Below are 26235 nucleotides of genomic sequence, written 5' to 3' on the forward strand. Positions count from 1 at the left end.
ATCTGTCGATGTAATCAAACTGGTGCGCTCAGAGAGATTCGAACTCCCGACCCCTTAGTTCGTAGCCAAGTGCTCTATCCAGCTGAGCTATGAGCGCGACGTCTTGATGGGACGCATTATACGCCTTTTCACTTCGTTGTTAAGTGCTTTTTAACCTGAATGTCACTGAACGGATATATATTGGACGATTTCACTTTTATTCATACAAAAATTAAGCAATATATAATCTATTCCATATTTTAACTTTCATTTTTATATTCAAAAAATCAGAATCGTTCAACACGGGTCAATGACGATCATTTTTCTTGCTGACTCTCAGCAAACAGTTTCGGGTCAGCGGCCAGAAAATCAGACCTTTCATATCGTCTGTATTACAAACCACATTTCATTTCTTACAGGAAAACAGAATTATTGCCTGTGCTGCACCCGTAAACTTAACCACAATGCAGCAAAGCTGTAAAACATAAAACAATACAGTGCGAAGTATTCTGCCAGAAGCTGCATCATTCTGTACCTGTACAAAACCATCAGACACAAAAAAATCGCAACATGTGCGATTTAATAGTCATCCTGAAGATGTTCAAGTTGGTGCGCTCAGAGAGATTCGAACTCCCGACCCCTTAGTTCGTAGCCAAGTGCTCTATCCAGCTGAGCTATGAGCGCAATACTTGTGTTGCCTGCAAGGGCAATGCGTTGTAACGATTTAACTTATTGGTGCGCTCAGAGAGATTCGAACTCCCGACCCCTTAGTTCGTAGCCAAGTGCTCTATCCAGCTGAGCTATGAGCGCGACATAAGTAAATCGTTGGCGGTGAGAGAGGGATTCGAACCCTCGATACAGTTACCCGTATGCATCCTTAGCAGGGATGTGGTTTCAGCCACTCACCCATCTCACCGTAACGAGCCGCCATAATACAAAGTTAAACCCGATTCAGCAAGTCATAGTGCTAAAAAAAATAAAGAATTTCGCTCAATGAATTATTTTTTAAACAATTTGATGCTCAGGTACTGTTTTCTGTGGTTAAAAAACAATCCAGAGCACTCAGCTGCACTGTAAATCCACTGAAATGCCCCCATAAAACACATTATTGCAATCAATTACGTGCAGTCTTGTTCTGCATGTCTTATGCTTAACTTAATCTTCTGAACTGAAGCTAAAATACATGATGAAAAACTGGGAAGACCCTGAGGCAAAAGCCGAAGCACAACGTTATGAAAACCCAATCCCGAGCCGGACACTGATTCTTGAAACACTGGAACAGATGAATGCGCCACAGTCTCATGCAGACCTTGTCGAAAAATTTGATATTGCAGACCAGAAAAGTATAGATGCGCTGAGTCATCGTCTGAGTGCCATGGTTCGTGATGGGCAGTTGATGAAAGATGGTCACAGATTTCAGCCTGCTGCTGAACTGCCAGAACATGAAGCAACGGTTTATATCAACTCGAAAGGATTTGGTACTGCCAGCATTGCCGGGCAGGATGATCTGATGCTGCCTGAACGTGAATTACGCCTGGTCTTTAATGGCGACCAGGTGAAAGTCCGTCAGACTTCAGTAGACCGTAAAGGTAAGGCATGGGGATTTATTACCGAAGTCCTGCAGCATCGGGTGAAACAGATTATTGGTAAAGTCACTGTTCACGAAGGCGAATACTTTGTTCAGCCAGGCAATCCCAATGCGCATCAGCCCATTACGCTGGAAAAGGAACTGATTGAACACGCTAAGGTAAATGTCGGCGACTCAATCCGTGTTGCGATTGATGATTATCCAACCCGTGAAGAACTGGCGACTGGTCATATTATTCAGTCCATGGCAGATAAAGCCGACACTGAAATTATTATTCCACAGACCATTCTTGAGTTTGGTCTGCCTTATGAATTCCCTGAAGAAGTGATTGAGGAAGCTGAGCGGTTTAAAGAGCCGACTGCCAAAGACCGTGAAGGCCGTATAGATCTGCGTGATCTGCCTTTAGTCACGATTGATGGTGAAGACGCACGCGACTTTGATGATGCTGTCTATGCTGAAAAACGCCCTGGTGGGGGTTATCGCGTGGTCGTGGCAATTGCAGATGTGAGTCACTATGTCCGTATTGGTAAACCTCTGGATGATGAAGCTCAGGAACGCGGGACATCGGTGTATTTCCCTCACTATGTTCTGCCTATGCTGCCTGAAGCACTCTCCAATGGCTTGTGTTCTTTAAATCCTGATGTAGACCGTCTGTGTATGGTCTGCGATCTGAATTTAAGCCGTGCTGGTCGTGTGACAAAATTTGAGTTCTATCCATCTGTCATGCACTCTCAGGCACGTCTGACCTATACTCAGGTTGCTCAGTATCTGGATGGTGACAGTACTGCCGTTCCTGAAAACCGTGATGTACGCAAATCATTAAATACACTGTATCAACTGTATGAAACGCTGAAAGGTTTACGTGCAGAACGTCATGCAATGGAGTTTGAAACCGTTGAAACCTACATGACCTTCGATGAACTCGGTGGAATTAAAGAAATCCTGCCACGTTCACGTAATGTTGCCCATAAACTGATTGAAGAATGCATGCTGCTTGCCAACGTTGCAGCAGCTGAATACTGTCTGAAAAATGAAGTACCGATGCTGTACCGTGTGCATGAAGCACCTGAGTTTTCACGTATTCAGAAAGTAAAAGACTTTGTGAAGTTACTTGGTCTGCCCTTCCCTGATCAGCCAACACAGGCAGATTACCAGAAAGTGATTGAAGCAACCAAAGACCGTATTGATGCGCCAAGTATCCATGCTGTTCTGCTTCGCTCCATGATGCAGGCGTATTATGGTGCCAATAACCTGGGGCATTATGGTCTGGCTTATGAAGCGTATACACACTTTACTTCTCCAATCCGTCGCTATCCTGATCTGCTGTTACACCGTGCCATCAAAGCCAGTCTGACCACAAAGAAATATCCTCTTTCAGGTGCAGCACTGGACGATGCAGGAGAACACTTCTCTGCAACTGAACGTCGTGCAGATGAAGCCTCCCGTTCGGTCACATCCTGGCTGAAATGTCATTATCTGCAACAGCATCTGGGTGAAGAATTTGTCGGAACCATCAGTGCTGTTGCTGAGTTTGGTCTGTTTGTCACACTCAAAGACCTGTATGTCGATGGCATGATTCATGTCAGCCAGCTGGGCGATGACTACTTTGTTTATGATCAACCAAGCCAGAGCCTGGTTGGACAGTCCCGTGGACAGACATTCAGCCTGGGAGATGAAGTTAAAATTAAAGTTGCAGCCGTCAATCTTGAAGAACGCAAAATTGACTTTGAACTGTTACAGCAGCTGACTCATGCTGGACGTGCCATCCGCAGTAAAGCTCCACGGGTTGCAAAAACTCAGGCTTCAGAGCAGGTTTTTTCTGAGCGTCCCAGCAGACAGACTGCAGCACCCACAGGCGACGAAAATGGTGAGCGACCTCCCATTAAAAAGAAGCCCAAAGGAAAACCCAGTTCTTACAGCAAAAAGCCGGGTAAAAACACTGCAGCTAAGTCTGAAGCAAAGGCTAAAGATAAAGTGAAGAAAAAGACGAAAGCCAAAAAGAAAAAATCCAATGCGAAAGCAAAGGATGAATAATCTGAATTAAAAAGAGCGCTTCGGCGCTTTTTTTGTTTATGATGATTGAAATTTAACAACAAAATCTGTCATGGCAAAAAATTTGATCACAAAATATGATCATCACTATTATCTGATTTTCATTCTGTCCATTTCAGCCATCAGTGCAGCTTATGCAGTTTCATTTGTTAATTTTCATGCAACAGAAGCTGTCAATATCTTTGCTCTTTGTGCATCAGTCATACTCTATGCTGTTATCATTCTGTACTTCTGTTCTTTATACAGAAAACAGCAATGGATCATTCCCCGTTCGTGGCGAAATTTCCAGAAACGACCGTTGCTTTATTGTCTGATCATATTCCCCATCTGCTTTATCCCGGTCTGCTGGCTTAATTTTTCTCAGCTTTTTCCTATGTTTTATACGAAAATCACTGGAATTAAATCGGTTTAAATTTTAACAGCACATACAAAAGAACATCACTTTAAGAAAAAAACAACTTACTGCCTATCAAACAAATACTCCTGCTTACCTGTTTTAAGATCAGTGATCAGGAGTTTGAGCAGTACCAGAACAGAAAAGTCATGTTACAGATCACCAGCCAGAAAAGTTCACTCGGAACCATTGTCCACTCGATTGATCATATTCGAGTGTCCAGGAGCAGTCATTTGCAATGAGTCTGTATCCAGTCGAAATAAACAGATAGAGTGACGGCTTTTACTGACTTTAATACCGATCCATTTTCAGCATCATTTAAATCCAGTCTGAAAATGTATGAAATCCTGCAACACTGTTTAAATTTATTGTCAAAGCTTGATTTCCCCGTTCAGAAGCCCTACATCTATAAATAATTCAGGACATTATCTGGCATAAAGACATGACATTAGAAAAGGCAACTTTACCTGTACCCCAGTTCGATCAGATCACACTGGATCAGCTGAAACAACAGATTGAACAGGCAATTGCAGATGGTCAGGCTTTTTTAAATGACCTGCAGACAGTACCTGACAGTATTCAGCAGCAACTTCAGATGCTGGAGCAGATTGACACGCTTGAAAACAGCATGAGCGAAGCATGGGGCATTCTGTCCCATTTAAATGCGGTCATGAATAATGCTGAGACACGTGAACTGTACCAGGCTTTGCTCCCTGGATTAAGTGAATATTACACACAGCTTGGTCAGCATGTTCCTTTGTATCAGACCTATCAGCATGTTTATGATGCATCACTGTTTGATACCCTTCCCCCTGCTCAGCAAAGTGCCATTAAACTTGCTTTAAGAGATTTCAAGCTGTCTGGTGTTGCACTGGAAGGTGCTGCTAAAAAACGTTATGCAGAAATTTCAGCACGCCTGTCTCAGCTGTCTTCTGACTTTTCCAATCATGTACTGGATTCAACACAGGCTTTCAGTCTGTCTCTGTCAGAAGATCAGTTAAAAGGTTTACCTCAGAGCAGTATTGAACTGTTAAAACAGTATGGGCAGCAGCGTGAACTGGACCAACCCGTTGCGACACTGGATATTCCATCGTATCTGGCTGTAATGACCTATGCCGATAACCGTGAATTACGTGAGCAACTGTACAGAGCTTATACCACCCGCGCATCGGATCAGGCAGCTGATTTACAGTTTGACAATACCCCGGTCATGGTTGAAATTCTGAGCTTACGTCAGGAAATGGCAAAACTGCTGGGCTTTGACAATTATGCAGAATACTCCCTGGCATCCAAAATGGCGCCTGATGTTGAAACTGTCCATCAGTTCCTGGTTGATCTTGCTGAGCATGCAAAAGCACCGGCTGAGCAGGAAATTGCTGAACTGAAGAACAGTGCACAGGCAGATGGTGTTGAACAGTTACAGCCCTGGGATGTTTCTTATTATTCAGAAAAACTTAAAATTCAGAAGTTCAATTTATCTCAGGAAGATTTAAAGCCGTATTTCCCTGCACCTAAAGTGATTCAGGGATTATTCAGTGTAGTGAACCGTCTTTATGGTGTTCAGGTGATTGAACGTGAAGCACCTGTCTGGCATCCCGATGCACGTTATTATGAGCTTGAAGACCAGGGCACCGTAATCGGTGGTTTCTATTTCGATCTTTATGCCCGCAACGGTAAGCGTGGTGGCGCCTGGATGAGTGGGTTCCGCTCACGGATGCAGACTGAAAACGGCATGCAGAAACCGGTCTGCTATATGGTCGGTAACTTTACACCTGCAGTGGGTGATCAACCTGCACAACTGACGCATGATGAAGTCGTGACCCTGTTCCATGAGTTTGGTCATGGTCTGCATCACATGTTGACTGAAGTGGATAATATTTCTGTTGCCGGTACACACGGCGTTGCCTGGGATGCTGTGGAACTGCCAAGTCAGTTCATGGAATTCTGGACATGGGATACTGAAAGTCTGCAACTGATCAGTCAGCATATACAGACATCTGAAAGCCTGCCAGAAAACCTGCTCAAAGCACTGCTTGATGCCCGTTTTTTCCAGTCCGGTATGCAGACTTTGCGCCAGATCGAGTTTGCTCTTTTTGACCTGACTATTCACAGGAAAACTCCTGCACTTCAGGCAGATCAGATCCAGCAGACACTCAATGAAATCCGTCAGAAATATGCTGTTGCGCCTTCTGCTGAATACAACCGCTTTCAGCACAGTTTCAGCCATATCTTTGCCGGTGGCTATGCTGCGGGGTATTATTCCTACAAATGGGCAGAAGTTTTAGCAAGTGATGCTTTTGACCGCTTTGAACAGGAAGGTGTATTTAATACTGTCACTGGCAAGCAATTCAGAACGTTTATTCTGGCAGTTGGCGGAAAAGATTCAGCACTTGATGCGTTTATCAATTTCCGTGGACGCGAGCCGAAAATAGATGCTTTATTACGTCATCAAGGTTGGACTAACACCTCTAAAAACGCTTAAACTATTGACCTTTGATTAGATCACAGGGTGAGCTGAATGACCATTAAACGTCGCTTCATTGCAGGGGCGAAATGTCCGAAATGCCAGGCAATGGATCGGGTGGTTATGCTCACCTCTGGTGAAGACGAATGGATTGAATGTATCGACTGCGGTTATTCGGAAAACCGTCCAACCCATGTCGATGCACCAGAAGAACCACCTCAGCCTGATGAGGTGGGCGTCATTCAGTTTAAACCACGTCAACCTGAATAATTATAGGTCCTTTTCATGGCGTCAGATTCAAGAAACAGCTCTGTACTTTTATGGGGAATTACGGCTGCACTGGTTGCGGCAGTAGTCATATTTTTTGCATATCAGTGGCTCTTTGCAACCAGCAACGAAAAGCTGCCTGAATATCAGGACATCAATGCTCAATCTGTAAGCCCTGCTAAAAAATCTGCTGTACCTGCATCTGTAGAACAGCCTCCTGTTGCCACTGAAGAAGAAACCATCAAACTGGTTGAAGAAGATCTTTTAAAAGCACCTGTTCCTGAAAATGCCTCATTAGCCAAAGAAGAAATTGCCCGAATGGATGACCTTCAGGCTCAGCTCAAAGATCAGGAAAAAATGCTGAAACAGCAGCATGCTGATGCAGATGAACTGATTAAACTCAAAGAAGAACAGTTAAAACTGCTGGAAGCTCAGCTTGCTCAGAACTGAGTCCTGATCAGACATAAAATACTGCATAAAACCCTTTTCAGCTGGATCGCAACTGACCTGTTTTCAGCGGTTTATTCAATAACTGTGCCATCAAAATCCCTGCCAGTGTCAGCCCACCACCTGCCAGATGATAAAATTCAAGCTGCTCACCAAGCATCATGACTGCAATCAGAGCGGTAAATAAAGGCAGTAAATTCATAAAAATACTGTTTTTACTGGGCCCCAGACAGCGCACGCCCTCAATCCATAAATAAGACAGCAGCACAGAAGAAAAAATACCTGCATACACAATCAATGGTACTGTCTGCATGTTCAGTTGCCGTTCACTGTCATGCAGTCCCACAAAAAACGGGAAAACATAAATCAATGCGAATATTGCCTGTACATACGTGGACTGCCATGCAGGAACTGGCATTTTCCAGTATTTGAGTAAAACGCTGTACAGTGCATATCCAGTCGCTGCTATCAGCATCAGACCATCGCCTGCATACACACCACCTGCAAATAAAGTACTGATCTGACCATGGCTGAGCAGATAAGCAATTCCGATCAGAGAAAGTATTCCTCCCAGTACCATGCCATAACTCAGTACTTCCTTTAAAATCCAGGTACTGATCAGAAGTGTCAGCAATGGAATCAGGGCTGTAACAACTGCCATATTGGTTGCAGTTGTTGTGGAAGCTGCCTGATAGGAAAGCCACTGAAACAGTGAGACTGATAGAAAACCGCCAACAGCCAGCTGCTTCCAGTAACTGATGATCATCTGACGGTTTTTCCAGGCAGGAATCAGGACAAAGGTACTCATCACAGTCAGAGCAAGAACCAGCCGATAAAATGTAATTGCCACAGGTGAAATCGCATGGCTTGCCATTTTCGATACAACGACATTACCCGCCCAGAACAGAATCGCCAGCAAGGGATACATAAAAGCATAACGGCTCATCGGAACTCCTGTATTTTCAGATTTGCTGTATGTATGCTAAAAAGATCAAAAGGATTATTTACACGACAAAAAGACATTTATTGTCGATAAAAAGACAAGTAAGGCAAAAATATGGGCACCCGTTATTCACATGGTTATCTGAATTACCCCGTCTATGCATTTTCACAGGACTACCGGCATGGTCATGTTGAAGACTGGCATGAACACGAACGGATTCAGCTGATCCATACATTAACCGGTGTCATTCGCATTCAGACGGAAGCAGGGACATGGGTTACGCCTCCTGGTCGTGGAGTCTGGATTCCAGCAGGACAGTCTCACTCCCTGCATATCAGTGGTGATGTACTGGCATGTGGTGTCTTTATTGACCCGCTTGCCCGGGCTGACCTGATCCAGGAATGTCGTGTCGTCGCTGTTCCTCCCCTGCTCAGGGAACTGATTACTGCGGCTCAGAACATTCAGGAAGAAATCCACCCTTTCAGCAGAAATGAACGGGTTCTCGAACTGATTCTGGATGAAGTCAGACAGCTATACGATCTCCCGTTTAACCTGCCAGAGCCCCGACATCCAGGTCTGCTTGCACTCTGTACTGCTGTTCGGGCTCAGTTGAATCTGCCATGGAGTATTGAGCATGCAGCACAGCATGTTCACATGAGCAGTAAAACATTCAGTCGGCATTTTCAGAAAGAGACCGGACTGAACTTCAGTCAGTGGCTGCGTCAGGCAAAACTGTTACATGCCATGACTGAACTGGCGCTGAAAAAACCTGTTCTCGGTGTGGCGCTGGATCTTGGTTATGACAGTCCCAGTGCTTTCAGTGCAATGTTCCGACGTGAAACAGGGATGAGTCCGTCTGAGTATATCCAGCAGTTTCTGTAAAAAATGCGATATACGCCTGTCTGTTTCCCGACAGTTTATGGCAGTAATTCAGGCGAATATATTCCGATCACAACACATAATTTTCTTCAGCCCCTTATGATGGAGAAAAATGATGTTGCTGCATCCACAACAAAAATACAGAGCTTTTGAAAGTATTGAGCTGACTGATCGTACATGGCCTGACCATAAAATCCGCCATGCACCGCGGTGGTGTTCAACCGATCTGCGGGATGGTAATCAGTCCCTGATCAATCCAATGAGTCCTGAACGGAAACTGAAATTTTTCAGAATGCTGCTTGAATGCGGTTTTAAGGAAATTGAAGTTGCTTTTCCCTCTGCTTCAGAAACAGATTTTCTGTTTGTCCGTCAGCTGATTGAACATGATCTGATTCCTGATGATGTTCAGATACAGGTGCTGACTCAGGCAAGACGGGACCTGATTGAGCGTACATTTGAATCATTACGGGGAGCTAAACAGGCAACCATTCATCTGTACAATGCCACGGCGGAAGTGTTCAGACGTATTGTATTTAAAATGAGTGAACAGGAAGTTACTGCACTCGCTGTCAGCGCAACACAATATATCCGTGAACTGTGCGACCAGCACCCAGAAACCCAGTGGACATTTGAATATTCACCAGAAACCTTCTGCTTTACTGAAGCCCGGTTTGCCCTGGAGATCTGTGAAGCAGTGAGTGCGGCATGGGCACCTTCTGAAAACCGCCCCATGATTCTGAATCTGCCGACCACCGTTGAAGTCAGTATGCCAAATATATTTGCTGATCAGGTGGAATGGTTCTGCCGGAATTTTTCACAGCGAAAAAATGTCTGTATCAGTATTCACCCACACAATGATCGTGGTACAGGTGTTGCAACGGCTGAAATGGCATTGCTTGCAGGCGCAGACCGGATAGAAGGCTGTTTATTTGGTAATGGAGAACGTACCGGTAATGTAGATCTGGTCACACTGGCATTGAATCTCTATACCCAAGGAATTTCACCACAGCTTGATTTCAGTCATATTCAGCATGTGGTTGAAGTGGTGACAGAATGTAATGAGCTGCCTGTACATCCCAGACATCCTTATGCAGGAGAGCTGGTCTTCACAGCATTTTCAGGCAGCCATCAGGATGCCATTAAAAAGGGATTTGCTGCCCGTAAAAATCAGCAGCACAGTTACTGGGAAGTCCCTTATTTACCGATAGATCCTGAAGATCTGGGCTGTAATTATGAAGCGGTCATCAGAGTCAACAGTCAGTCAGGTAAAAGTGGTGCTGCATGGATTCTTCAACAGAATCACGGTATTGATCTACCACCAAAGCTTCAGCGTGAGTTCAGTCAGATTATTCAGCAACGTTCCGATCAGGATGGCAAAGAGCTTGGGCAGGCCCAGATCTGGGATATATTCTGTGAGCACTATGCGCTGAAACAGGAAAAGCTACGGCTAAGCAGCTATAACAGTTTCCAGCCTGAGCAGGGACTGACAGAAATCACACTGTCCCTGAATGGGCAGAATGTCACCTGTACCTTACAGGGATGTGGAAACGGTCTGCTTTCAGCGAGTTGCAATGCCTTAAGTGAACTGATTCCTCAACAGATTCAGGTGCTGGATTATCAGGAGCATACTCTCGGCAAAGCCACGTCCAGCCGCTCCATCTGCTATCTTCAGGTACAGCTGAAAGGCATCGGTATTTTCTGGGGAATAGCTATAGATCATGATATCGGCAAAGCCTCTATTCAGGCGCTGCTGAATGCCTGTGCCCAGGCTGAAACCGTTATCCACATCCCTGAACCGCTGTAATTTCAGTTCAATGATTCTGCTAGAATACCATCAGGTGTTCTGGCAAATCTTTTCATGAATCAATCCACTGCTTCACTGCCCCTTTTTAAAGCGATTGGGCTGTTAACCCTGTCAGCATTGCTGTTTTCACTGATGGGCGTCTGTATCCGCAATGCCTCCTACACTGTGGACAATGCCACCATTGTCTTTTTCCGGAATTTTATCGGTCTGTTTATCTTTTTACCCCTGATTTTTAAACAGGGGCCGCAGTTCTTTAAAACAGAGAAACTGTGGATGCACACCTGGCGAGCTGTGGTCGGACTGATTGCCATGTATGGTTTCTTTTATGCCATTGCGCACCTGAAACTTTCCAACGCCATGGTCTTTACTTATTCATCGCCTGTTTTTATTCCGCTGATTGCCTGGCTGTTTCTGAAAGAAAAAATGACCCGCTCCATGCTGCTGGCAGCAGCAATCGGTTTAATCGGTGTCATCTTTGTTGCCAAACCGGATGCCGGCATGTTTAACCAGTTATCTGTCATCGGACTGGGTGCCAGTTTTCTGGCTGCTACGGCTTTTGTCACGGTACGTGCGCTGACTCAGACAGAACCACCTGAACGTATTGTGTTTTATTTCTGTTTTATCGGGACACTGATTTCAGTGATTCCAATGTTCTGGCATTTCAGATGGTATACCTTAAAAGAGCTGAGCTTTCTGATTGCTGCGGGCTTACTCGCCAACATCAGCCAGATTTTTATGTCGAATGCATACAGACTTGCTCCTGCCGGTCAGATTGGTCCTGTCAATTATATTGCCATTATTTTTGCCGGTATCTGGGGTTATCTGTTCTGGCAGGAAACTCCCGACACATACAGCCTGCTGGGCTTTGCTTTTATTCTGCTGGCGATTATTTTATGCAGTCCCCTGTTACAGAAGCGGCTTCAGCACTGATACACAGATTCAGAAATTCACCATAAAAAAAAGCACCCGAAGGTGCTTTTTTTTATTCTGACTGTTACTGATACCAGCCAAACATTTTGAGAAGATAAGGTGCATAAGTCACGATCAGTAATGATGGGAACAGCACGATGATTGGCAATAACCAGCGTTCATAACGATAGTAGAAACTGGTATATTTCTCTTTCGCTTCTGCATCGGCTGCCCTGACTTCTTCATCACCGACCGAGAGCCTGGTCAACAGGTGATTCAGTGCAACAGGTGGTGTCACATAACCCAGTTCAAATGCCACCAGTACGATCATCCAGAAGTGAATCGGATGAATACCGTTCTCATAAGCCACAGGTGCGACCGTTGCTGCCACAAGAATCACGGCGCCGAATGGATCGGTCGTCATGCCAATAATGGCAAGTAACAAGGCAATAAAGGCAAGAGAAATATAAATATTACCCAGATGTGTCGGTAACAGCTCTACAACTTCAGTACGTTCAATCAGACCACCAACACTTGCAGACAATGCCATCAGAATAATCAGTGCCCCGATATGTCCAACTGTTTCTGCTGAAGCAAACCAGATTGACCCACCGAAACCACGTTTATTCCCTGCACTGTTTGAACCATGCTCACGCAAAAATTCAGATTTCTGTTCATGTTCCAGCGCAAGCGCATCATGCGTTGTCGCAGGTACATCTGATGTAAAGCGGTCACTGAACCATTTATCAAACATGATGTAGGCGATCAGAATGATTGGCAGAATCACAGGTGCCGTAAACTCATCCATTTTTGTGTCCAGCCCGTATTTATACAGGGCAACCACAATAAAGGTAATCACGATATATGGGATGACAGGTACACAGGCACGCAACATACCAGGAACCGCAACTTTAGGTGAATTTACACGGAAACGGGTTTCAGCCAGATACAGAGAAACACCGAGGAAAATAAATGCTGTTAACCAGAAGACATATATACCGTGATCAAACAGTTCATCTGATGTGACATGACGACTGTCCAGCATGGAAATCAGAATCACCAGCAGACATGGACGGATCACCACACCCAGTGAACCTGACATTGCAGAAACCGCAAGTGCATACTGTCGGCGTGAACCAGAATTCCACACTTCCTTATAGATAATCGCACCAGCTGCGACAACGAAAATACCTGAAGCTCCGGTATAAGCCGTTGGAATTGCAGCTGCAATCAGAATCAACCAGGTCAGTGTTTCAGGTGCAAGATTCCACGGACGCAGAATACCCAGGAACAGATCCATTACACGGGTCTGGGTCAACAGCATACCTGCCCAGATAAACAGTGCCAGATTCAGGAAAATACCTGAGAACTCCACCAGTTGCCCCAGATAAATACCCTGCCCCATTGGATAATCCATGAAGAAGGTAAATGCAATACCGGTAATAATCGCCATGTAGGCATACAATGGCACACTCAGTAATGCCAGACCAAAATTACCAGGACCTGACTGCTTAGGCGCAGGTGGTTTTATAAAATGAACAATACTGATCAGGGTCACAACCGAGAACAGAATCATCCATAACCAGTAAACACCTATGGTTTCGGCTGTTGCCGTTACACCTGAGTTAATCACTGAACGGTACTGACTGAACACAGAGAAAGTCAGTAATGCATTACCCAGCGCCATGGCGACTGAATACACCCGATAATCGAGTGTGGTCGTTGGTGCGCGCAGTCCAATGTGATGGAATTTCACAGAAGCGGTAATTGCTGCAACCACGACCATCAGCAGAAGAATCAGTACACGGTTTTCTGTACCGAATTTGAAAATACCAAAAAACGATGTTTCCAGCGTACGGTATGCTCTGATAGTTGAATGACTCTCCATATATTTCATGGCTTTGTCATAGAACTGGAATTTTTCCTCACACTGCTGCTGACCCGCCATGACAGAAGTACGCACATCCGATTCTGAGGTTGTACCAAAAATATCGGCAAACTCATCATTGGAATTTGTTTTCATCTGCTTCTGAACGAGCATTTCAATATCGGGATGACGGTCACAGGTCGGCTTTTCAGGCTCGGCTCTCAGATATGAATACTGCATCCCGATTTTTTCATTACCATACAGGCTTTCACCCACGCGCAGTAACTGCCCATGAATCATCTCACCCGTACCAATAACCAATGTCAGAAGAAGAAGTAACAACGTGACCGACGTTGAGATCCATTCATTCCATATATAGCTCAACAGGCCCATTCCTGTCCTGTTCTGATTATTCTCTTGCATAATATCCACTTCTTATTTTTCTCTTCGTGGAGAACCACTCAGAAATTCGGCATTACTGATTATCCATTCAATCATTCAGCCAGCATCTGCCAGGGTTTAACTAAGACCCGAACAGTTCCGTATTTTTTTTGTTTACCACGCCTGAAGCAAATGATCAGAACCCAGGTTCCGATCATTTTTTACATATTTATTTATACCAGTCAAATAACTTAAAGATATATGGGATGTAAGCCACAATCAGCATCGCTGGTAACATCACAATCACAGGTAATATCCATCGTTCATAACGGTAATAGAATGGTTTGTGGCGAACCTCAGCATCTGCTGCTGCAACTTCTTCATCACCGATCGCCTGTCTGGCAAGCAGATGATTCAGTGCAACAGGAGGTGTGACATAACCCAGTTCAAATCCAATCAGCGTAATCATCCAGAAATGCACAGGATGGATACCATACTGATAAGCAACCGGAGCAACTGTTGCAGAAATCAGAATCACCGCACCAAACGGGTCCATGATCATGCCGACAAAAACCATCAGTGCAACAATCAGAGTAATCACAATAAAGATACTGCTGATGTCTGTTGGGAACATATCCATCACTTCGATACGCTCAAGGAATCCACCAACACTCACAGACAGAGCCATCAGAATGATCAGCGCACCGATGTGACCCACAGTTTCAGTGGTTGCCGTGTGCATGGAACCCCAGAAGCCCTGAGCTGAACTTTCACCACTGTGATCAGGCGCTTTATAGTTCGCAGCATTGGTCTGAGAAGAGCTGTCTGAAAGGCTTGCATCCCAGTGCCCTGTCGCAGCAACAGGTGCAGGCACATGACGTAATTTATCAAACAGAACCATAATCAACAGTACAACTGGCATCATGACAGGTGCTGTAAATTCATTCAGATCCGTAGACAATGCATATTTATAGAACAGCCAGATCAGAATAAAGATCAGGACATAAGGCAATACCGGTACAAATGCACGTGCAGACTGCGGAAATGCAACAGCAGGTGATGCAATCCGGAATTTCTGTTCAGCAAAGAACAACGAAATCACCAGGAACATCGTCGAGGTCAGCAGGAAAACATAGACACCATAGTGATACAGCAGATCAGTCGTGACCTCTTTATTCAGTGATGCAACCACCACGATCAAGAGGCATGGACGCAGTACAACACCCAGAGAACCTGACATTGCGGTTGCTGCCAGAGCAAACTGACGGCGACCACCTGCATTCCAGACTTCCTTATAAATAATCGCACCTGCAGCGATAACGAAAATACCCGATGCACCGGTATAAGCCGTTGGTAATGCTGCTGCAATCAGAATCAACCAGGTTAAAGTTTCTGGAGCCAGATTCCACGGACGCAGAATATTCAGGAACAGATCCACAATACGGGTCTGTTTCAACAACATACCTGCCCAGATAAACAGCGCAAGGTTCAGAAAAATACTGGAGAATTCAACCAGCTGTCCGAGGTAAATACCCTGCCCCATTGGATAATCCATGAAGAAGGTAAATGCCACACCTGTAATAATTGCCATGTGTGCATAGAGTGGAATGCTTAAGAAAGCCATTCCAAAATTACCGCCTTCCTTGGCTTGCGATGGGACTTTAAGCAGCTGCCAGAAGCTGATCACTGTCAGTATTGCAAACAGTGTCATCCATAGCCAGTAAATCGTCTGCATTTCACCGGTGATGGGAACGCCTGAATTAATAACTGAAATATACTGACTGATACTGGATGCTGTCAGGAATGCATTCCCGACAAACATATATACAGAATACACTCTGAAATCGAGCTTTGTCGTCGGGCTGCGCAGTCCAATATGATGTGCATTCAGTGTTGCACTGATTGCAGCAAACACCACCATCAGTACCAGTAAAATTGCACGGTTATCTGTACCAAATTTAAAAATACCAAAGAAATACGTTTCAACAGTCCGATAGAACGGTAGGCTTGGATGCTCTGCAAGATGCTTTTCAGCTTTATCAAAGAACTGATATTTTTCTTCACACATCTGCTGGGCAGCAAGAAGAGAAGCACGGACATCGGATTCAGATGCAGTTCCAAATACATCCGCAAACTCATCTGCGGCATTAGCTTTCATCTGTGTCTGAACCTGTGCATCAATATTGGGATGACGATCACACTGAGGTGCTACCGGGTCTGCCCGTAAAAATGAATACTGCATACCTGTCGCAGGATTACCATACAGGCTTTCCCCCATTCGCAGTAACTGACCATGAATCATTTCACCCGTGCCGATCACTAAGGTCAGCATCAGTAAAACCAGCACCACCAGGGTGGACACCCATTTTGTCCATATATGTTTTATCTGATCAAGTCCTGATCTTTTCAGTCCATTATCCTGCATACGCACACCTATTTTTATACTGGCTCTTCCGACAGCGTCGTGATCACCGATCCTTCTTTATGAACGGTCAACATCCTAGACCATCTCATATTCCTTGTTTTCTATAAATCTGACCGAAAACAAACCTAAATAAAATGACAATACACATTTTCTTTTTTGTTTAAATAGTCAACAGATTCACTTATCCGTCACATACATGTGAATCACATAAACAACAGCAAAAATCATTCCCCAGATCACACCCAGCAAATGTGCTTCAACCAGTACCGGACTTCCAATCAGTTCAGCTGTTCCCATACTGCCAAAACTGTTTTCCCAGAGCAGTTTCCCCAGAACCAGCAGCAGCACCAGGGCAGCAAAATTTCTCTCCCGCGGATAAAGCAGATGTATACAGGCTACCGTCACATATGCTCCATGCAATACGCCTGACAGTCCTGCATAAGCACTGATATCCGTCAGAAAATAATAAAAACACAGACTGATACATGGTGGTAACAGCAGCAGTAAAGCAATAAAATGCCTGACCTGAGCCCTTGGAAATATAAAAGGCAAACACATAAATGCCAGCATGTTCAGGACAAAATGCACCCAGCCGACATGTACCCAGTGTGCTGTCCATAATCGCCAGAAATCGTGCAGCAGTGCCTCACGCCAGTAAATAAATACATTGGCAAAGACCTGTAAACACGCAGAAAGGGACATAAACACTGCGATAAACACAATTCTTGTAATCAAAAATCGGTCCTGCATGATTATGCCCCTTTACAGTTCAGCTCCCATCCATGGGAATAGAGTTTCTGCCTTTTACACCTGGAACAGTTTTACTGACTTTCAGCTTCCTGAGCTGCATCACTCTTAGCATCTGCTTTGGCATCACCATCAAACAGATCATCCAGTTCTGATGAATCTTCCTTATCATCCCAGAACTTGCTCATACCTTCATCGTTTGCACGTACACCTGTATTTTCAGTCCAGTAACGGTCTGCAATACCCTGAATCATACCAGCCGCCATACTGTCGATCAGCTTAAACTGCGGATTGACCAGTTTACCTTCCTCACGGGATGCTGCATAAGATTTCAGTGCATCACGCACTTTCGCATCATCGCCACTTGCCTGTGCAGCAACAGCATAAAGCGCATGAGACAGTCTCACACCTTTCTGTTCACCAATCTGCATGGACTGCTTGAGCGTCTGATAAGGATCAGGCTTACCATCACCAGCACCTGGTAACAGTGTCCAGATGACAGCACGTGTTGCTTCAGGTGCTCCCCAGAATTTTTCATTGTTCAGGCAGACCATGCCCCGTTCCACGATGGCAGCAATGTCTTTTGGAACATTGACTGCACCACCCGAGTTAATATCGTTGGTCATTGCCTGCAAACCACTGATCATACCCATCAGGTAAACCGTCTGATCCAGATCACTTTTCATTTTCGGGCATTCTTCACCCAGTTTTTTCTTGTATTTGGATTCCCAGCGTTTTTCAAACAGCTGATAACCGGTGTACTGGCGCTGTGCAGCAATGGCAGCCCAGCGTTTCTGTTCTATCCGTGCATCCTGAGCCTCAGCCACCTGACCGGCTTTAGATGCTCTTAAATAACGCAGTTCCGCGCTGTTGGCTTCATTTTCAGCACAGATCCCCGCTGATGCATACAGAAGTACAGCAACACGCGTTGGATCAGCCCCCATATCTTTGGTTGCCATAATCGCAGGTGTTAAGGCATTACCGGAATTACACGCCATATCGGCATCTTCCATCGCCAGAATAGGTGGAACAATGTGTTTTTCTGTAAAACCCAGGGCGACATTTGCACCTGTTTTAATCACCTGTGAACATCCCGACAAAACGGAAAGAGTTAATGCTGTAACTGCCATACCCTGGCATATTCTTTGGACTTGCGACATTTTCCTGTCCTCTATAATTGTGTTTATGTCCATGCAAACTAAACATAGCAGAAGCGAAATGTGAATAAAAGAGTATTTACTCTAATCCAATGAATACTTTGCCACGAAATCAGGGCGGGATAATTGACTGAACTGGCAGAAATATGAAATTTCGGGCAAAAAAAAGTAGCATTGCGACGGTTCGGCACATGCTACTTGTTAACTCAAAACCCTTTCGGGGCTATTCTTGTGCAAATCGTTCCTTCAGCACAGTTCCCAGTCGTCCTATAACAATTGCAAGAACAATCGCTATTACCAGAAACATCCAGTTTGACATCACCATGGTGACTTCCTCAGTTGGCTGTTGGTAGGTTTAATGTACATGGGCTTTGAGTTTCATTGCTTAAAAATTGTCTGACAATTGATCTTTTATGCATATTTATACAGACTCTGTCTGACAACGCATTCCCAATAAAGCATTATCTATTTGTATTTATTAAATATAATTATTTTAAAAATTTGATATCTGTTGGACAATCAGAGCATTTCTGCCAGTGTTTTTATGCTTTTCCATTGCTTATAGCTTAACTGATCACGCCAGATGATACGGTTTTGATCTTCCTTCTGATGAAAACAGATGATGACCAGTAACTGAAAGTCCAGAATTTTCTCAATTTCAAGCTGACTGGATTTACCCTGCTCTGTCACTGACCATAACTGATGATCAAGTCTGGACAGCACAAACGGCTTTTGATTTCCATTCAACCTGATCAGTGAATATACCGCAATACATACACCAACCAACCATATTCCAGGACTGAGCACCTGATACAGTGCTGTCAGCACCAGCATCAAAGCGAGTATCTGTATTGCGCAGCCCGTTCTGCTGCGCCCTACATTAAAACTCAGATCAGCCATGAACGTAATGTTTCAGCTTCTGGATCAGCGTTTTCATTTCTGGACGGGGAGGTTCTGAAACTTCCATAAACCAGTCAAGTAAGTCAGGGTCTTCCTGATCCACCAGTTCACCAAAAACAGCTTTTTCTTCTGCATCTGCCTGAAGATAATAATTTTTTACATAGGGATCAAAATAAACATCAATTTCCTTCAGTCCTCTGCGGGCACGGTAAATGACCTTTCTTTCTTCCAGGCTGATTTCTTCGCTCATACAATTTCCCCAATCGGTTTTGCTGCCTAGTTTAACGCATCAGTATAAAAAGTGCCGACAGAATTCCCGCAAATGACCAAATTCATCAGTTTTTTTATGCAATTGAGCATTCATCACATTGTTCATTTTTCAGCAATATTTTAACTTCTGTGTACAAGGAAAATTCTTAAGGAAAAAAACAATGCAGTCTGGTGCAATCCGCCCTTTAGCAAATATGCTGCCTCGCAAATTATTCAATGCTGAACATGAGGCTTTTCGCGAAACAGTACGTAAATTTTATGAAAAAGAAGTCGTTCCCAACATTGCAAAATATGAAGCTCAACAGCATGTAGACCGTGATCTTTGGAACAAAGCCGGGGAAATGGGGCTACTCTGTGCAACCATGCCTGAAGAATATGGTGGCTATGGTGTAGACCGTCGTTACAGCATGATTCTGATTGAAGAACAGGCCTATGCAATGGATTCCTCAACAGGTTTTTCACTTCATTCAGATATTGTCGCCAACTATGTCAATAACTTTGGTAACGAAGAACAGAAAAAATACTGGATTCCTAGAATGGTTTCTGGCGAAACAGTAACTGCGATTGCGATGACTGAACCTGGCACGGGCTCTGACTTACAGGGTGTACGTACCACAGCTGTACTGGATGGTGATGAATATGTCATCAATGGTTCCAAGATCTTCATCACCAATGGTTACTTATGTGACATGGCGATTGTGGTCTGTAAAACAGGTAATTCAGACAAAGGCTCAGCAAACTTATCTTTAATTATTGTTGAAGCAGATCGCGCAGGTTTCAGCAAAGGTAAACCATTGAATAAAATCGGTATGAAAGGACAGGATACCTGCGAACTGTTCTTTGACAATGTCCGTGTTCCGAAAGAAAACCTGCTGGGTATGGAAGGCATGGGCTTTATTATGCTGATGAAAGAACTGGCATGGGAACGCATGCTAGTTGCCATTATCTGTCAGGCGGGTTCTGAGGCTGCATTTGCACATACCCTGCAATATACAAAAGACCGTAAAGCGTTTGGTAAACCAATCGGTGCTTTCCAGAACACCCGCTTCAAACTGGCTGAAATGCGCACTGAAATTGATTTCTGCCGTGCCTATTTAGACCGCTGTATGGAACTGCAACTCGAAGAAAAACTGGGTGTGGATGCTGCTGCTGCCGCTAAATATAAAATTTCAGAACTGTTCTCTGAAGTTGTCGATGAGTGCCTACAGCTGCATGGTGGCTATGGCTATATGCTTGAGTACCCGATCGCCCGCGCTTATATCGACAACCGTGCAAACCGCATTTATGCAGGTACCAATGAAATCATGAAAGAACTGATTTCCCGTTCACTCTAAGCATTTCCCATAAACGAAAAAGGAGCGATATGCTCCTTTTTTGGGTCTGTTCATTACAGACATCCATGCTCTTTATTTAATGCATCTGTTTTTATGCACAACTGTTCAAAGCCAACTCCGTACAATATTTACAGGCATTAAAAAAGGAGCCGAAGCTCCTTTTATGTCTCTTAAACTAGATTAAGAAACCAGTTTAGGCTTTTTTGCAGACTGAGCCTCACGTTTATGAAACTTCAGTACACCATCATCAAACTTAGCATTTTTAAGCTCTTTACGGTCTGCAAGGTAGTTATTGGTCACTTTCCATGGTGCATGTTTACCCTGTTTCGGCATGACATTCGCAGCACGGGCAATATAGCCTGAAGATAAACTGCCCATGACCGTATCTTCCATTAACTCAGTTGCATCCCCTTGTGGAATCACCTCATCAAAACCTTTCTTATCCATGTAATTCACAAGACGGCTGATATATTCACCTGCGATATCCACCTTGAGTGTCCAGGAAGCATTGATGTAACCAATGATCATCGCCATATTAGGCACATCACTGACCATCACACCCTGATACAGCATATGATGTGAAGTATTCATTTCTTTACCATCAATCGTGGCTTTAATACCACCCAGAATCTGGATCTCAAGACCTGTTGCAGACACAATAATATCCGCATCCAGATGTTTACCTGATTTCAGCTGAATACCGGTCTCAGTAATTTTCTCAATATGATCTGTTTCAACACTCGCCTTACCTGAGCGTAGAATTTTAAATAAATCACCATCAGGTACAACACATAAACGCTGATCCCACGGGTTGTAAGCGGGTGTAAAGTGCTTCATATCCACTTTGCCTTTCAACTGCATTTCAATTGATTTTAAAAGCAGTTTACGCAGAAGCTTCGGTTGCTTCTGAGCTAAAGCATAGATACCGCGCTGCATACCGATATTACGTGCTCGTGTAAGTTTATACGCAACATCTTCAGGAAGTACCTTACGCATTTTGTCATACACAAAATCAACAGATGGAATGGACGCAATATAAGTCGGCGAGCGCTGTAACATGGTCACATGCCCTGCACCACCTTTGGACATTGCAGGAACCAGGGTAATTGCTGTTGCACCACTGCCAATAATCACTACCTTCTTACCCGAATAATCTAAATTTTCAGGCCAGAACTGTGGATTGACAAACTCACCTTTAAAGTTTTCTTTTCCTGGATAATCAGGCTGATAACCCTGATCATAATTATAATAACCGGTACAACCGACCACAAAATTGGCAACCCAGGTCTGTAACTTACCATTCGGATCTTCAATTTCTACAACCCATTTCTTTAAGGATGAATCATAGTTTGCAGTGCGGACCCGATGATTAAAGTGAATCTTATCTTTAAGCTTAAATTCATCAACAACTTCAGCAACATAGCCTTTGATTGATGCACCATCTGCAAGAACGTTTGCTTTTTGCCAAGGTTTAAAATTAAAACCAAAAGTAGACATATCAGAATCAGAACGGATGCCTGGATATTTAAATAAGTCCCAGGTGCCCCCAAAGCTTTCCCGGCGCTCAATAATTTCAAATGAACGTTGTGGTGAGTTTTTTGAAAGATGCGCGGCTACACCAATACCAGAAATACCAGCACCAACAATCAGAATATCAACTTGCTTTTCCATGTTCTTTTTATAACCTTTTTAAAAGTACATTTTTATTTAATCACAAATTTGACAATACGCAATGTCAAGTTTAAAAAAAACTGACGAAATTCATGTCAGTTCAGGACAATTTCAAATATTGTCAGACAATAAAATATGGCGTTATATTAAAAACAACAACATAAAATACTGATATTAAATACTATACAGAAATTTAATCATTATTCTTCCCACACCAGCATTAATTCAGTCCCAATAATTTTTTGAACTCATCCATAGTTTCCGCACTTAATTCTGTCCCATAAGACAGTAGATCATAATCATCAGACTCATCGACACTTTTATCCAGCAACCAGTATCTACTGGAACCGGATAAAAGCCAACTGTCAGAATCAGCGAGCTTTAAATTTTAAAACCATTTGCATGATCAATTTCAGTCCTCTCAAAGATACAAAGTGAATACTCAGCTTCAGGAATGATCATTTCAAAAACAAAGAATACTTTAAATGTCCTACGCAAAATACGTATTATTTATTTCACGTGGTGTTATTAGTAAAAAATCCTCCATTTTAATATGCTCAATCTCCGCCCTAAGTTTTTCAGTCATCATTCATTCCTCCTAAAATTATTATTAAGCTTCCAATATATAACTTTTTTTAGACAATAAAAAAGGTCGGTTAAAAAACCGACCTTTTCGAACAACCTGTTGCTCTTTCTGCGAAATTATTTAACTTCGCGATCTACAAGCTCAACGTAAGCCATCGGTGCAGCATCACCTGCACGGAAGCCCGCTTTAAGAACACGTAGATAACCGCCGTTACGTTCTTTGTAACGAGGGCCAAGAACGGTAAATAATTTACCAACAGTTGCAGCTGAGCGAGTACGAGCAAATGCCAGACGACGGTTTGCTACAGAATCGACTTTAGCTAAAGTGATTAAAGGCTCAGCAACACGACGTAATTCTTTTGCTTTAGGAACAGTAGTTTTAATTAACTCGTGTTCGAACAAAGAATTAGCCATGTTTTGGAACATCGCTTTACGATGACTGCTTGTACGGCCTAATTTCACACCACTATTACGATGACGCATGGTGATAGTCCTACTTAATTAACGGCTACGATAGGCAAAACGATCGTCCATGCGGAGGCTGGCTGGTGGCCAGTTCTCTAAACGCATGCCGAGCTGTAAGCCCTTCGAAGCCAGAACATCTTTGATCTCAGTAAGCGATTTTTTACCCAGGTTAGGAGTTTTAAGTAACTCAACCTCAGTACGCTGTACCAGATCACCAATGTAGTAAATATTTTCTGCTTTCAAACAGTTAGCAGAACGAACAGTAAGCTCTAGATCATCAACTGGACGAAGCAAGATTGGATCAACTTCTTCACGAGGTTCCTGAGCTACAGGTGCCTGATCTTTCTGAAGATCAACAAAGATCGCAATCTGCTGCTGCAAAATAGTTGCAGCTTTACGGATCGCTTCTTCCGGATCAACAGTACCGTTGGTTTCAAGATCAATTACAAGTTTATCAAGATCCGTACGCTGTTCTACACGAGCATTTTCAACTGTGTAAGACACACGCTTGATCGGGCTGTATGAAGCATCAAGCTGTAAACGACCCACTGGACGGGTTTCGCCTTCCGGGAATCGAGAATCAGATGTTTCATAACCGCGACCCTGAGCAACTTTCAGGCGCATTTTCAGCGAACCTGAAGCACTTAGAGTACCGATCAGATGTTCAGGGTTAACCACTTCAACATTATGTGGTAAACGAAGGTCAGCAGCAGTTACGTCGCCAGGACCCTGTTTTTCCAATGTCAAATATGCTTCGTTTTGATCGAACAGCTTAATAGACAATCCTTTCAGGTTCAGCAAGAGCTCGACGATGTCCTGCTGCAAGCCTTCTAAAGTACTGTACTCGTGCTCGACACCTTCAATCTCAACTTCAACCACAGCAGCGCCAGGTAAAGAAGAAAGAAGGATGCGACGTAAAGCATTACCAAGAGTATGACCAAAGCCACGCTCTAACGGTTCCAGAATAACTTTTGCCGAGGTCCCGCTTGCCGCTTCGACCTTGATCGCTTGCGGAGTTAGAAACTCATTTGCAGTACGCGTCATTATTGCTACCTCAAGGATTATTTAGAATACAATTCTACAATCAAGCTTTCGTTGATTTCAGCAGGTAAATCTGAACGATCAGGTGCAGCTTTAAACGTACCTTCCAGCTTAGAATGGTCGATTTCCATCCAAGAAGGAATACCACGTTGTGCAGCTAATTCAACAGCGTTTTTGATACGCAGTTGTTGTTTAGCACCTTCATGTACAGCAATTACATCACCAGCTTTAACCTGAATAGACGCGATGTTAACACGACGGCCATTCAAAGTGATTGAGCGGTGAGATACAAGCTGACGAGCTTCTGCACGTGTAGAACCAAAACCCATGCGATAAACAACGTTATCCAGACGGCTTTCAAGCAATTTCAACAGGTTTTCACCAGTTGCGCCTTTCACACGAGCAGCTTCTTTGTAGTAATTACTAAACTGACGCTCTAAAACACCGTACATACGACGTACTTTTTGTTTTTCACGTAATTGTAGTGAGTACTCAGATTGCTTACCACCACGAGCTCCGCCATGTTGGCCAGGAGCTTTAGCATGTTTTTTAGTTTTGACGTCAAATGGTTTAACGCCAGATTTTAATTGCAGGTCTGTCCCTTCGCGGCGAGAGAGTTTGCATTTTGGACCAATATAACGAGCCATGAATGTTTCTCCTTACACGCGACGTTTTTTAGGTGGACGGCAACCGTTGTGCGGGATTGGCGTCACGTCGGTAATGCTGTTAATTTTATAACCCACTGCACCTAATGCACGAACCGCAGATTCACGACCTGGACCAGGACCTTTTACAAGGACATCCAGGTTTTTCAAACCGTAATCCAAAGCAGCTTTACCAGCAACTTCAGCAGCTACCTGAGCAGCAAACGGTGTTGATTTACGTGATCCACGGAAGCCTTGTCCACCGGAGGTAGCCCAAGCCAATGCATTACCTTGACGATCGGTAATCGTAACAATGGTGTTATTAAAAGAAGCGTGAATGTGTGCAACACCTTCAGAGACGGTACGGGTGACCTTCTTGCGTGTGCGAGTATCTTTAGCCATCTTTTAGCTTCCAGAAATCTTATTTCTTAATAGGTTTGCGCGGACCTTTACGGGTACGTGCGTTAGTTTTGGTGCGTTGTCCACGGACAGGCAAGCTGCGACGATGACGAAGACCGCGGTAGCAGCCTAAATCCATTAAACGTTTAATGTTCATGGAAATTTCGCGACGTAAATCACCTTCGGTCGGAACCTTAGCAACTTCTGCACGAATCGCATCAAGCTGAGCGTCGTCTAATTCACGGATCTTAGTTGTAGTAGTGATACCTGCAGCAGCTAAGATGTTCTTAGCAGTGTGGCGACCAATACCAAAGATGTACGTGAGAGAGATAACAGCATGCTTGTTATCCGGAATGTTTACACCGGCAATACGAGCCATTCAATTTTCTCCAAAAAGGCAGTCAAGATAATCAACCGCCCCACAAAAATCTTGAGGGGCGGATAATAACCTAATTAGCCTACTGAAATCAACAGGTCTTGATCAGATTAACCTTGACGCTGCTTATGACGAGGTTCAGCGCTACAAATTACGCGAATAACCCCATGACGCTTGATAACTTTACAGTTACCACAAATTTTCTTTACAGAAGCCTGTACTTTCATGATGAAACCTCTAAGTGCGC

General features: G+C 43.9%; 22 protein-coding genes and 4 tRNA genes. 8 read left to right on the plus strand and 18 right to left on the minus strand.

What is annotated here, in order from left to right:
• Positions 1-20: 20 nt before the first annotated feature.
• The 4 genes from CDG60_RS15755 to CDG60_RS15770 all read right to left on the minus strand — a co-directional run bounded on the left by CDG60_RS15755 (position 21) and on the right by CDG60_RS15770 (position 895).
• Positions 21-97: transfer RNA gene (locus tag CDG60_RS15755), tRNA-Arg, on the minus strand.
• A 489-nt stretch (positions 98-586) separates the two neighbouring features.
• Positions 587-663 (minus strand) — tRNA-Arg (locus CDG60_RS15760).
• A 49-nt stretch (positions 664-712) separates the two neighbouring features.
• Positions 713-789, minus strand: a tRNA-Arg gene (locus CDG60_RS15765).
• Positions 790-805: 16 nt separating this feature from the next.
• A tRNA-Ser gene (locus CDG60_RS15770) sits at positions 806-895 on the minus strand.
• 270 nt (positions 896-1165) lie between these two features.
• Between CDG60_RS15770 and rnr the strand changes: the two genes are divergently transcribed.
• The 4 genes from rnr to CDG60_RS15795 all read left to right on the plus strand — a co-directional run bounded on the left by rnr (position 1166) and on the right by CDG60_RS15795 (position 7194).
• The gene (gene rnr, locus CDG60_RS15775) at positions 1166-3601 is read left to right on the plus strand and encodes a ribonuclease R (RefSeq protein ID WP_087512888.1); all 2436 of its coding nucleotides are present in this window, start codon (positions 1166-1168) and stop codon (positions 3599-3601) included.
• An 839-nt stretch (positions 3602-4440) separates the two neighbouring features.
• Complete coding sequence (locus CDG60_RS15785; RefSeq protein WP_171405522.1) at positions 4441-6495, plus strand: M3 family metallopeptidase; 2055 nt, start codon at positions 4441-4443, stop codon at positions 6493-6495.
• Positions 6496-6537: 42 nt separating this feature from the next.
• Complete coding sequence (locus tag CDG60_RS15790; RefSeq protein ID WP_171405523.1) at positions 6538-6747, plus strand: YheV family putative zinc ribbon protein; 210 nt, start codon at positions 6538-6540, stop codon at positions 6745-6747.
• 15 nt (positions 6748-6762) lie between these two features.
• Positions 6763-7194: a hypothetical protein gene (locus tag CDG60_RS15795; protein WP_087512793.1), complete on the plus strand. Its 432-nt coding sequence runs from the start codon at positions 6763-6765 to the stop codon at positions 7192-7194.
• A 37-nt stretch (positions 7195-7231) separates the two neighbouring features.
• On the opposite strand, the gene CDG60_RS15800 is transcribed toward CDG60_RS15795, so the two are convergent.
• Positions 7232-8137: a DMT family transporter gene (locus CDG60_RS15800; protein WP_087512794.1), complete on the minus strand. Its 906-nt coding sequence runs from the start codon at positions 8135-8137 to the stop codon at positions 7232-7234.
• 111 nt (positions 8138-8248) lie between these two features.
• On the opposite strand from CDG60_RS15800, the gene CDG60_RS15805 reads away from it, so the two are divergent.
• The 3 genes from CDG60_RS15805 (at position 8249) to CDG60_RS15815 (ending at position 11747) form a co-directional block, all read left to right on the plus strand.
• Entirely contained in the window at positions 8249-9016 is a 768-nt protein-coding gene (locus tag CDG60_RS15805; RefSeq protein ID WP_087512795.1) for an AraC family transcriptional regulator, read from the plus strand.
• A gap of 109 nt (positions 9017-9125) precedes the next feature.
• Positions 9126-10817: a 2-isopropylmalate synthase gene (gene leuA, locus CDG60_RS15810; protein ID WP_264757127.1), complete on the plus strand. Its 1692-nt coding sequence runs from the start codon at positions 9126-9128 to the stop codon at positions 10815-10817.
• A gap of 54 nt (positions 10818-10871) precedes the next feature.
• Positions 10872-11747, plus strand: coding sequence for a DMT family transporter (locus CDG60_RS15815; RefSeq protein WP_087512796.1), 876 nt, complete (start codon positions 10872-10874; stop codon positions 11745-11747).
• A 64-nt stretch (positions 11748-11811) separates the two neighbouring features.
• Here CDG60_RS15815 and CDG60_RS15820 read toward each other — a convergent pair whose 3' ends face one another.
• The 6 genes from CDG60_RS15820 to CDG60_RS15845 form a co-directional block, all read right to left on the minus strand.
• On the minus strand, positions 11812-14016 hold the full coding sequence (locus tag CDG60_RS15820) for a TRAP transporter large permease subunit (protein ID WP_087512797.1): 2205 nt from the start codon (positions 14014-14016) through the stop codon (positions 11812-11814).
• Between the two features lie 187 nt (positions 14017-14203).
• Positions 14204-16399: a TRAP transporter large permease subunit gene (locus tag CDG60_RS15825; protein WP_087512798.1), complete on the minus strand. Its 2196-nt coding sequence runs from the start codon at positions 16397-16399 to the stop codon at positions 14204-14206.
• A gap of 177 nt (positions 16400-16576) precedes the next feature.
• The gene (rrtA, locus tag CDG60_RS15830) at positions 16577-17149 is read right to left on the minus strand and encodes a rhombosortase (RefSeq protein WP_087512799.1); all 573 of its coding nucleotides are present in this window, start codon (positions 17147-17149) and stop codon (positions 16577-16579) included.
• A gap of 71 nt (positions 17150-17220) precedes the next feature.
• Complete coding sequence (locus CDG60_RS15835) at positions 17221-18306, minus strand: hypothetical protein (protein WP_087512800.1); 1086 nt, start codon at positions 18304-18306, stop codon at positions 17221-17223.
• A gap of 516 nt (positions 18307-18822) precedes the next feature.
• Entirely contained in the window at positions 18823-19203 is a 381-nt protein-coding gene (locus CDG60_RS15840; protein WP_087512801.1) for a hypothetical protein, read from the minus strand.
• Positions 19196-19453: an FAD assembly factor SdhE gene (locus CDG60_RS15845; protein WP_087512802.1), complete on the minus strand. Its 258-nt coding sequence runs from the start codon at positions 19451-19453 to the stop codon at positions 19196-19198. Before CDG60_RS15845 ends, CDG60_RS15840 begins: the two co-directional genes overlap by 8 nt.
• 181 nt (positions 19454-19634) lie before the next feature.
• On the opposite strand from CDG60_RS15845, the gene CDG60_RS15850 reads away from it, so the two are divergent.
• Entirely contained in the window at positions 19635-20807 is a 1173-nt protein-coding gene (locus CDG60_RS15850; protein WP_087512803.1) for an acyl-CoA dehydrogenase family protein, read from the plus strand.
• Positions 20808-20987: 180 nt separating this feature from the next.
• Here the strand turns inward: CDG60_RS15850 and CDG60_RS15855 are convergent, their stop codons facing one another.
• The 7 genes from CDG60_RS15855 to rpmJ all read right to left on the minus strand — a co-directional run bounded on the left by CDG60_RS15855 (position 20988) and on the right by rpmJ (position 26215).
• Complete coding sequence (locus CDG60_RS15855; RefSeq protein ID WP_087512804.1) at positions 20988-22478, minus strand: flavin-containing monooxygenase; 1491 nt, start codon at positions 22476-22478, stop codon at positions 20988-20990.
• A 702-nt stretch (positions 22479-23180) separates the two neighbouring features.
• A complete protein-coding gene (gene rplQ / locus CDG60_RS15860) occupies positions 23181-23546 on the minus strand; it encodes a 50S ribosomal protein L17 (RefSeq protein WP_067726622.1) in 366 nt (121 codons plus the stop codon).
• 18 nt (positions 23547-23564) lie between these two features.
• Positions 23565-24572 (minus strand): DNA-directed RNA polymerase subunit alpha, encoded by a 1008-nt coding sequence (locus CDG60_RS15865; protein ID WP_087512805.1) that lies wholly within the window; start codon positions 24570-24572, stop codon positions 23565-23567.
• Positions 24573-24589: 17 nt separating this feature from the next.
• Positions 24590-25216, minus strand: a complete 627-nt coding sequence (gene rpsD / locus CDG60_RS15870; protein WP_087512806.1) for a 30S ribosomal protein S4 — start codon at positions 25214-25216, stop codon at positions 24590-24592.
• 12 nt (positions 25217-25228) lie between these two features.
• Complete coding sequence (gene rpsK / locus CDG60_RS15875) at positions 25229-25615, minus strand: 30S ribosomal protein S11 (RefSeq protein WP_001040166.1); 387 nt, start codon at positions 25613-25615, stop codon at positions 25229-25231.
• A gap of 19 nt (positions 25616-25634) precedes the next feature.
• A complete protein-coding gene (gene rpsM, locus CDG60_RS15880) occupies positions 25635-25991 on the minus strand; it encodes a 30S ribosomal protein S13 (RefSeq protein ID WP_004725722.1) in 357 nt (118 codons plus the stop codon).
• A 107-nt stretch (positions 25992-26098) separates the two neighbouring features.
• Positions 26099-26215 carry a 50S ribosomal protein L36 gene (gene rpmJ, locus CDG60_RS15885; protein WP_068973582.1) on the minus strand — a complete coding sequence of 39 codons (117 nt, stop codon included), beginning with the start codon at positions 26213-26215 and terminating at the stop codon, positions 26099-26101.
• Between the last annotated feature and the right edge of the window lie 20 nt (positions 26216-26235).

It is taken from the genome of Acinetobacter chinensis, from assembly GCF_002165375.2.
Lineage (GTDB): Bacteria > Pseudomonadota > Gammaproteobacteria > Pseudomonadales > Moraxellaceae > Acinetobacter > Acinetobacter chinensis.

Excerpts from the sequence above, each read along its gene's own strand:
- rnr (WP_087512888.1), top strand. The coding sequence starts at position 1,166 with ATGAAAAACTGGGAAGACCCTGAGGCAAAAGCCGAAGCACAACGTTAT.
- CDG60_RS15795 (WP_087512793.1), top strand. The coding sequence starts at position 6,763 with ATGGCGTCAGATTCAAGAAACAGCTCTGTACTTTTATGGGGAATTACG.
- CDG60_RS15800 (WP_087512794.1), bottom strand. The coding sequence starts at position 8,137 with ATGAGCCGTTATGCTTTTATGTATCCCTTGCTGGCGATTCTGTTCTGG.
- CDG60_RS15805 (WP_087512795.1), top strand. The coding sequence starts at position 8,249 with ATGGGCACCCGTTATTCACATGGTTATCTGAATTACCCCGTCTATGCA.
- leuA (WP_264757127.1), top strand. The coding sequence starts at position 9,126 with ATGATGTTGCTGCATCCACAACAAAAATACAGAGCTTTTGAAAGTATT.
- CDG60_RS15815 (WP_087512796.1), top strand. The coding sequence starts at position 10,872 with ATGAATCAATCCACTGCTTCACTGCCCCTTTTTAAAGCGATTGGGCTG.
- CDG60_RS15820 (WP_087512797.1), bottom strand. The coding sequence starts at position 14,016 with ATGCAAGAGAATAATCAGAACAGGACAGGAATGGGCCTGTTGAGCTAT.
- CDG60_RS15825 (WP_087512798.1), bottom strand. The coding sequence starts at position 16,399 with ATGCAGGATAATGGACTGAAAAGATCAGGACTTGATCAGATAAAACAT.
- rrtA (WP_087512799.1), bottom strand. The coding sequence starts at position 17,149 with ATGCAGGACCGATTTTTGATTACAAGAATTGTGTTTATCGCAGTGTTT.
- CDG60_RS15835 (WP_087512800.1), bottom strand. The coding sequence starts at position 18,306 with ATGTCGCAAGTCCAAAGAATATGCCAGGGTATGGCAGTTACAGCATTA.
- CDG60_RS15840 (WP_087512801.1), bottom strand. The coding sequence starts at position 19,203 with ATGGCTGATCTGAGTTTTAATGTAGGGCGCAGCAGAACGGGCTGCGCA.
- CDG60_RS15845 (WP_087512802.1), bottom strand. The coding sequence starts at position 19,453 with ATGAGCGAAGAAATCAGCCTGGAAGAAAGAAAGGTCATTTACCGTGCC.
- CDG60_RS15850 (WP_087512803.1), top strand. The coding sequence starts at position 19,635 with ATGCAGTCTGGTGCAATCCGCCCTTTAGCAAATATGCTGCCTCGCAAA.
- CDG60_RS15855 (WP_087512804.1), bottom strand. The coding sequence starts at position 22,478 with ATGGAAAAGCAAGTTGATATTCTGATTGTTGGTGCTGGTATTTCTGGT.
- rplQ (WP_067726622.1), bottom strand. The coding sequence starts at position 23,546 with ATGCGTCATCGTAATAGTGGTGTGAAATTAGGCCGTACAAGCAGTCAT.
- CDG60_RS15865 (WP_087512805.1), bottom strand. The coding sequence starts at position 24,572 with ATGACGCGTACTGCAAATGAGTTTCTAACTCCGCAAGCGATCAAGGTC.
- rpsD (WP_087512806.1), bottom strand. The coding sequence starts at position 25,216 with ATGGCTCGTTATATTGGTCCAAAATGCAAACTCTCTCGCCGCGAAGGG.
- rpsK (WP_001040166.1), bottom strand. The coding sequence starts at position 25,615 with ATGGCTAAAGATACTCGCACACGCAAGAAGGTCACCCGTACCGTCTCT.
- rpsM (WP_004725722.1), bottom strand. The coding sequence starts at position 25,991 with ATGGCTCGTATTGCCGGTGTAAACATTCCGGATAACAAGCATGCTGTT.
- rpmJ (WP_068973582.1), bottom strand. The coding sequence starts at position 26,215 with ATGAAAGTACAGGCTTCTGTAAAGAAAATTTGTGGTAACTGTAAAGTT.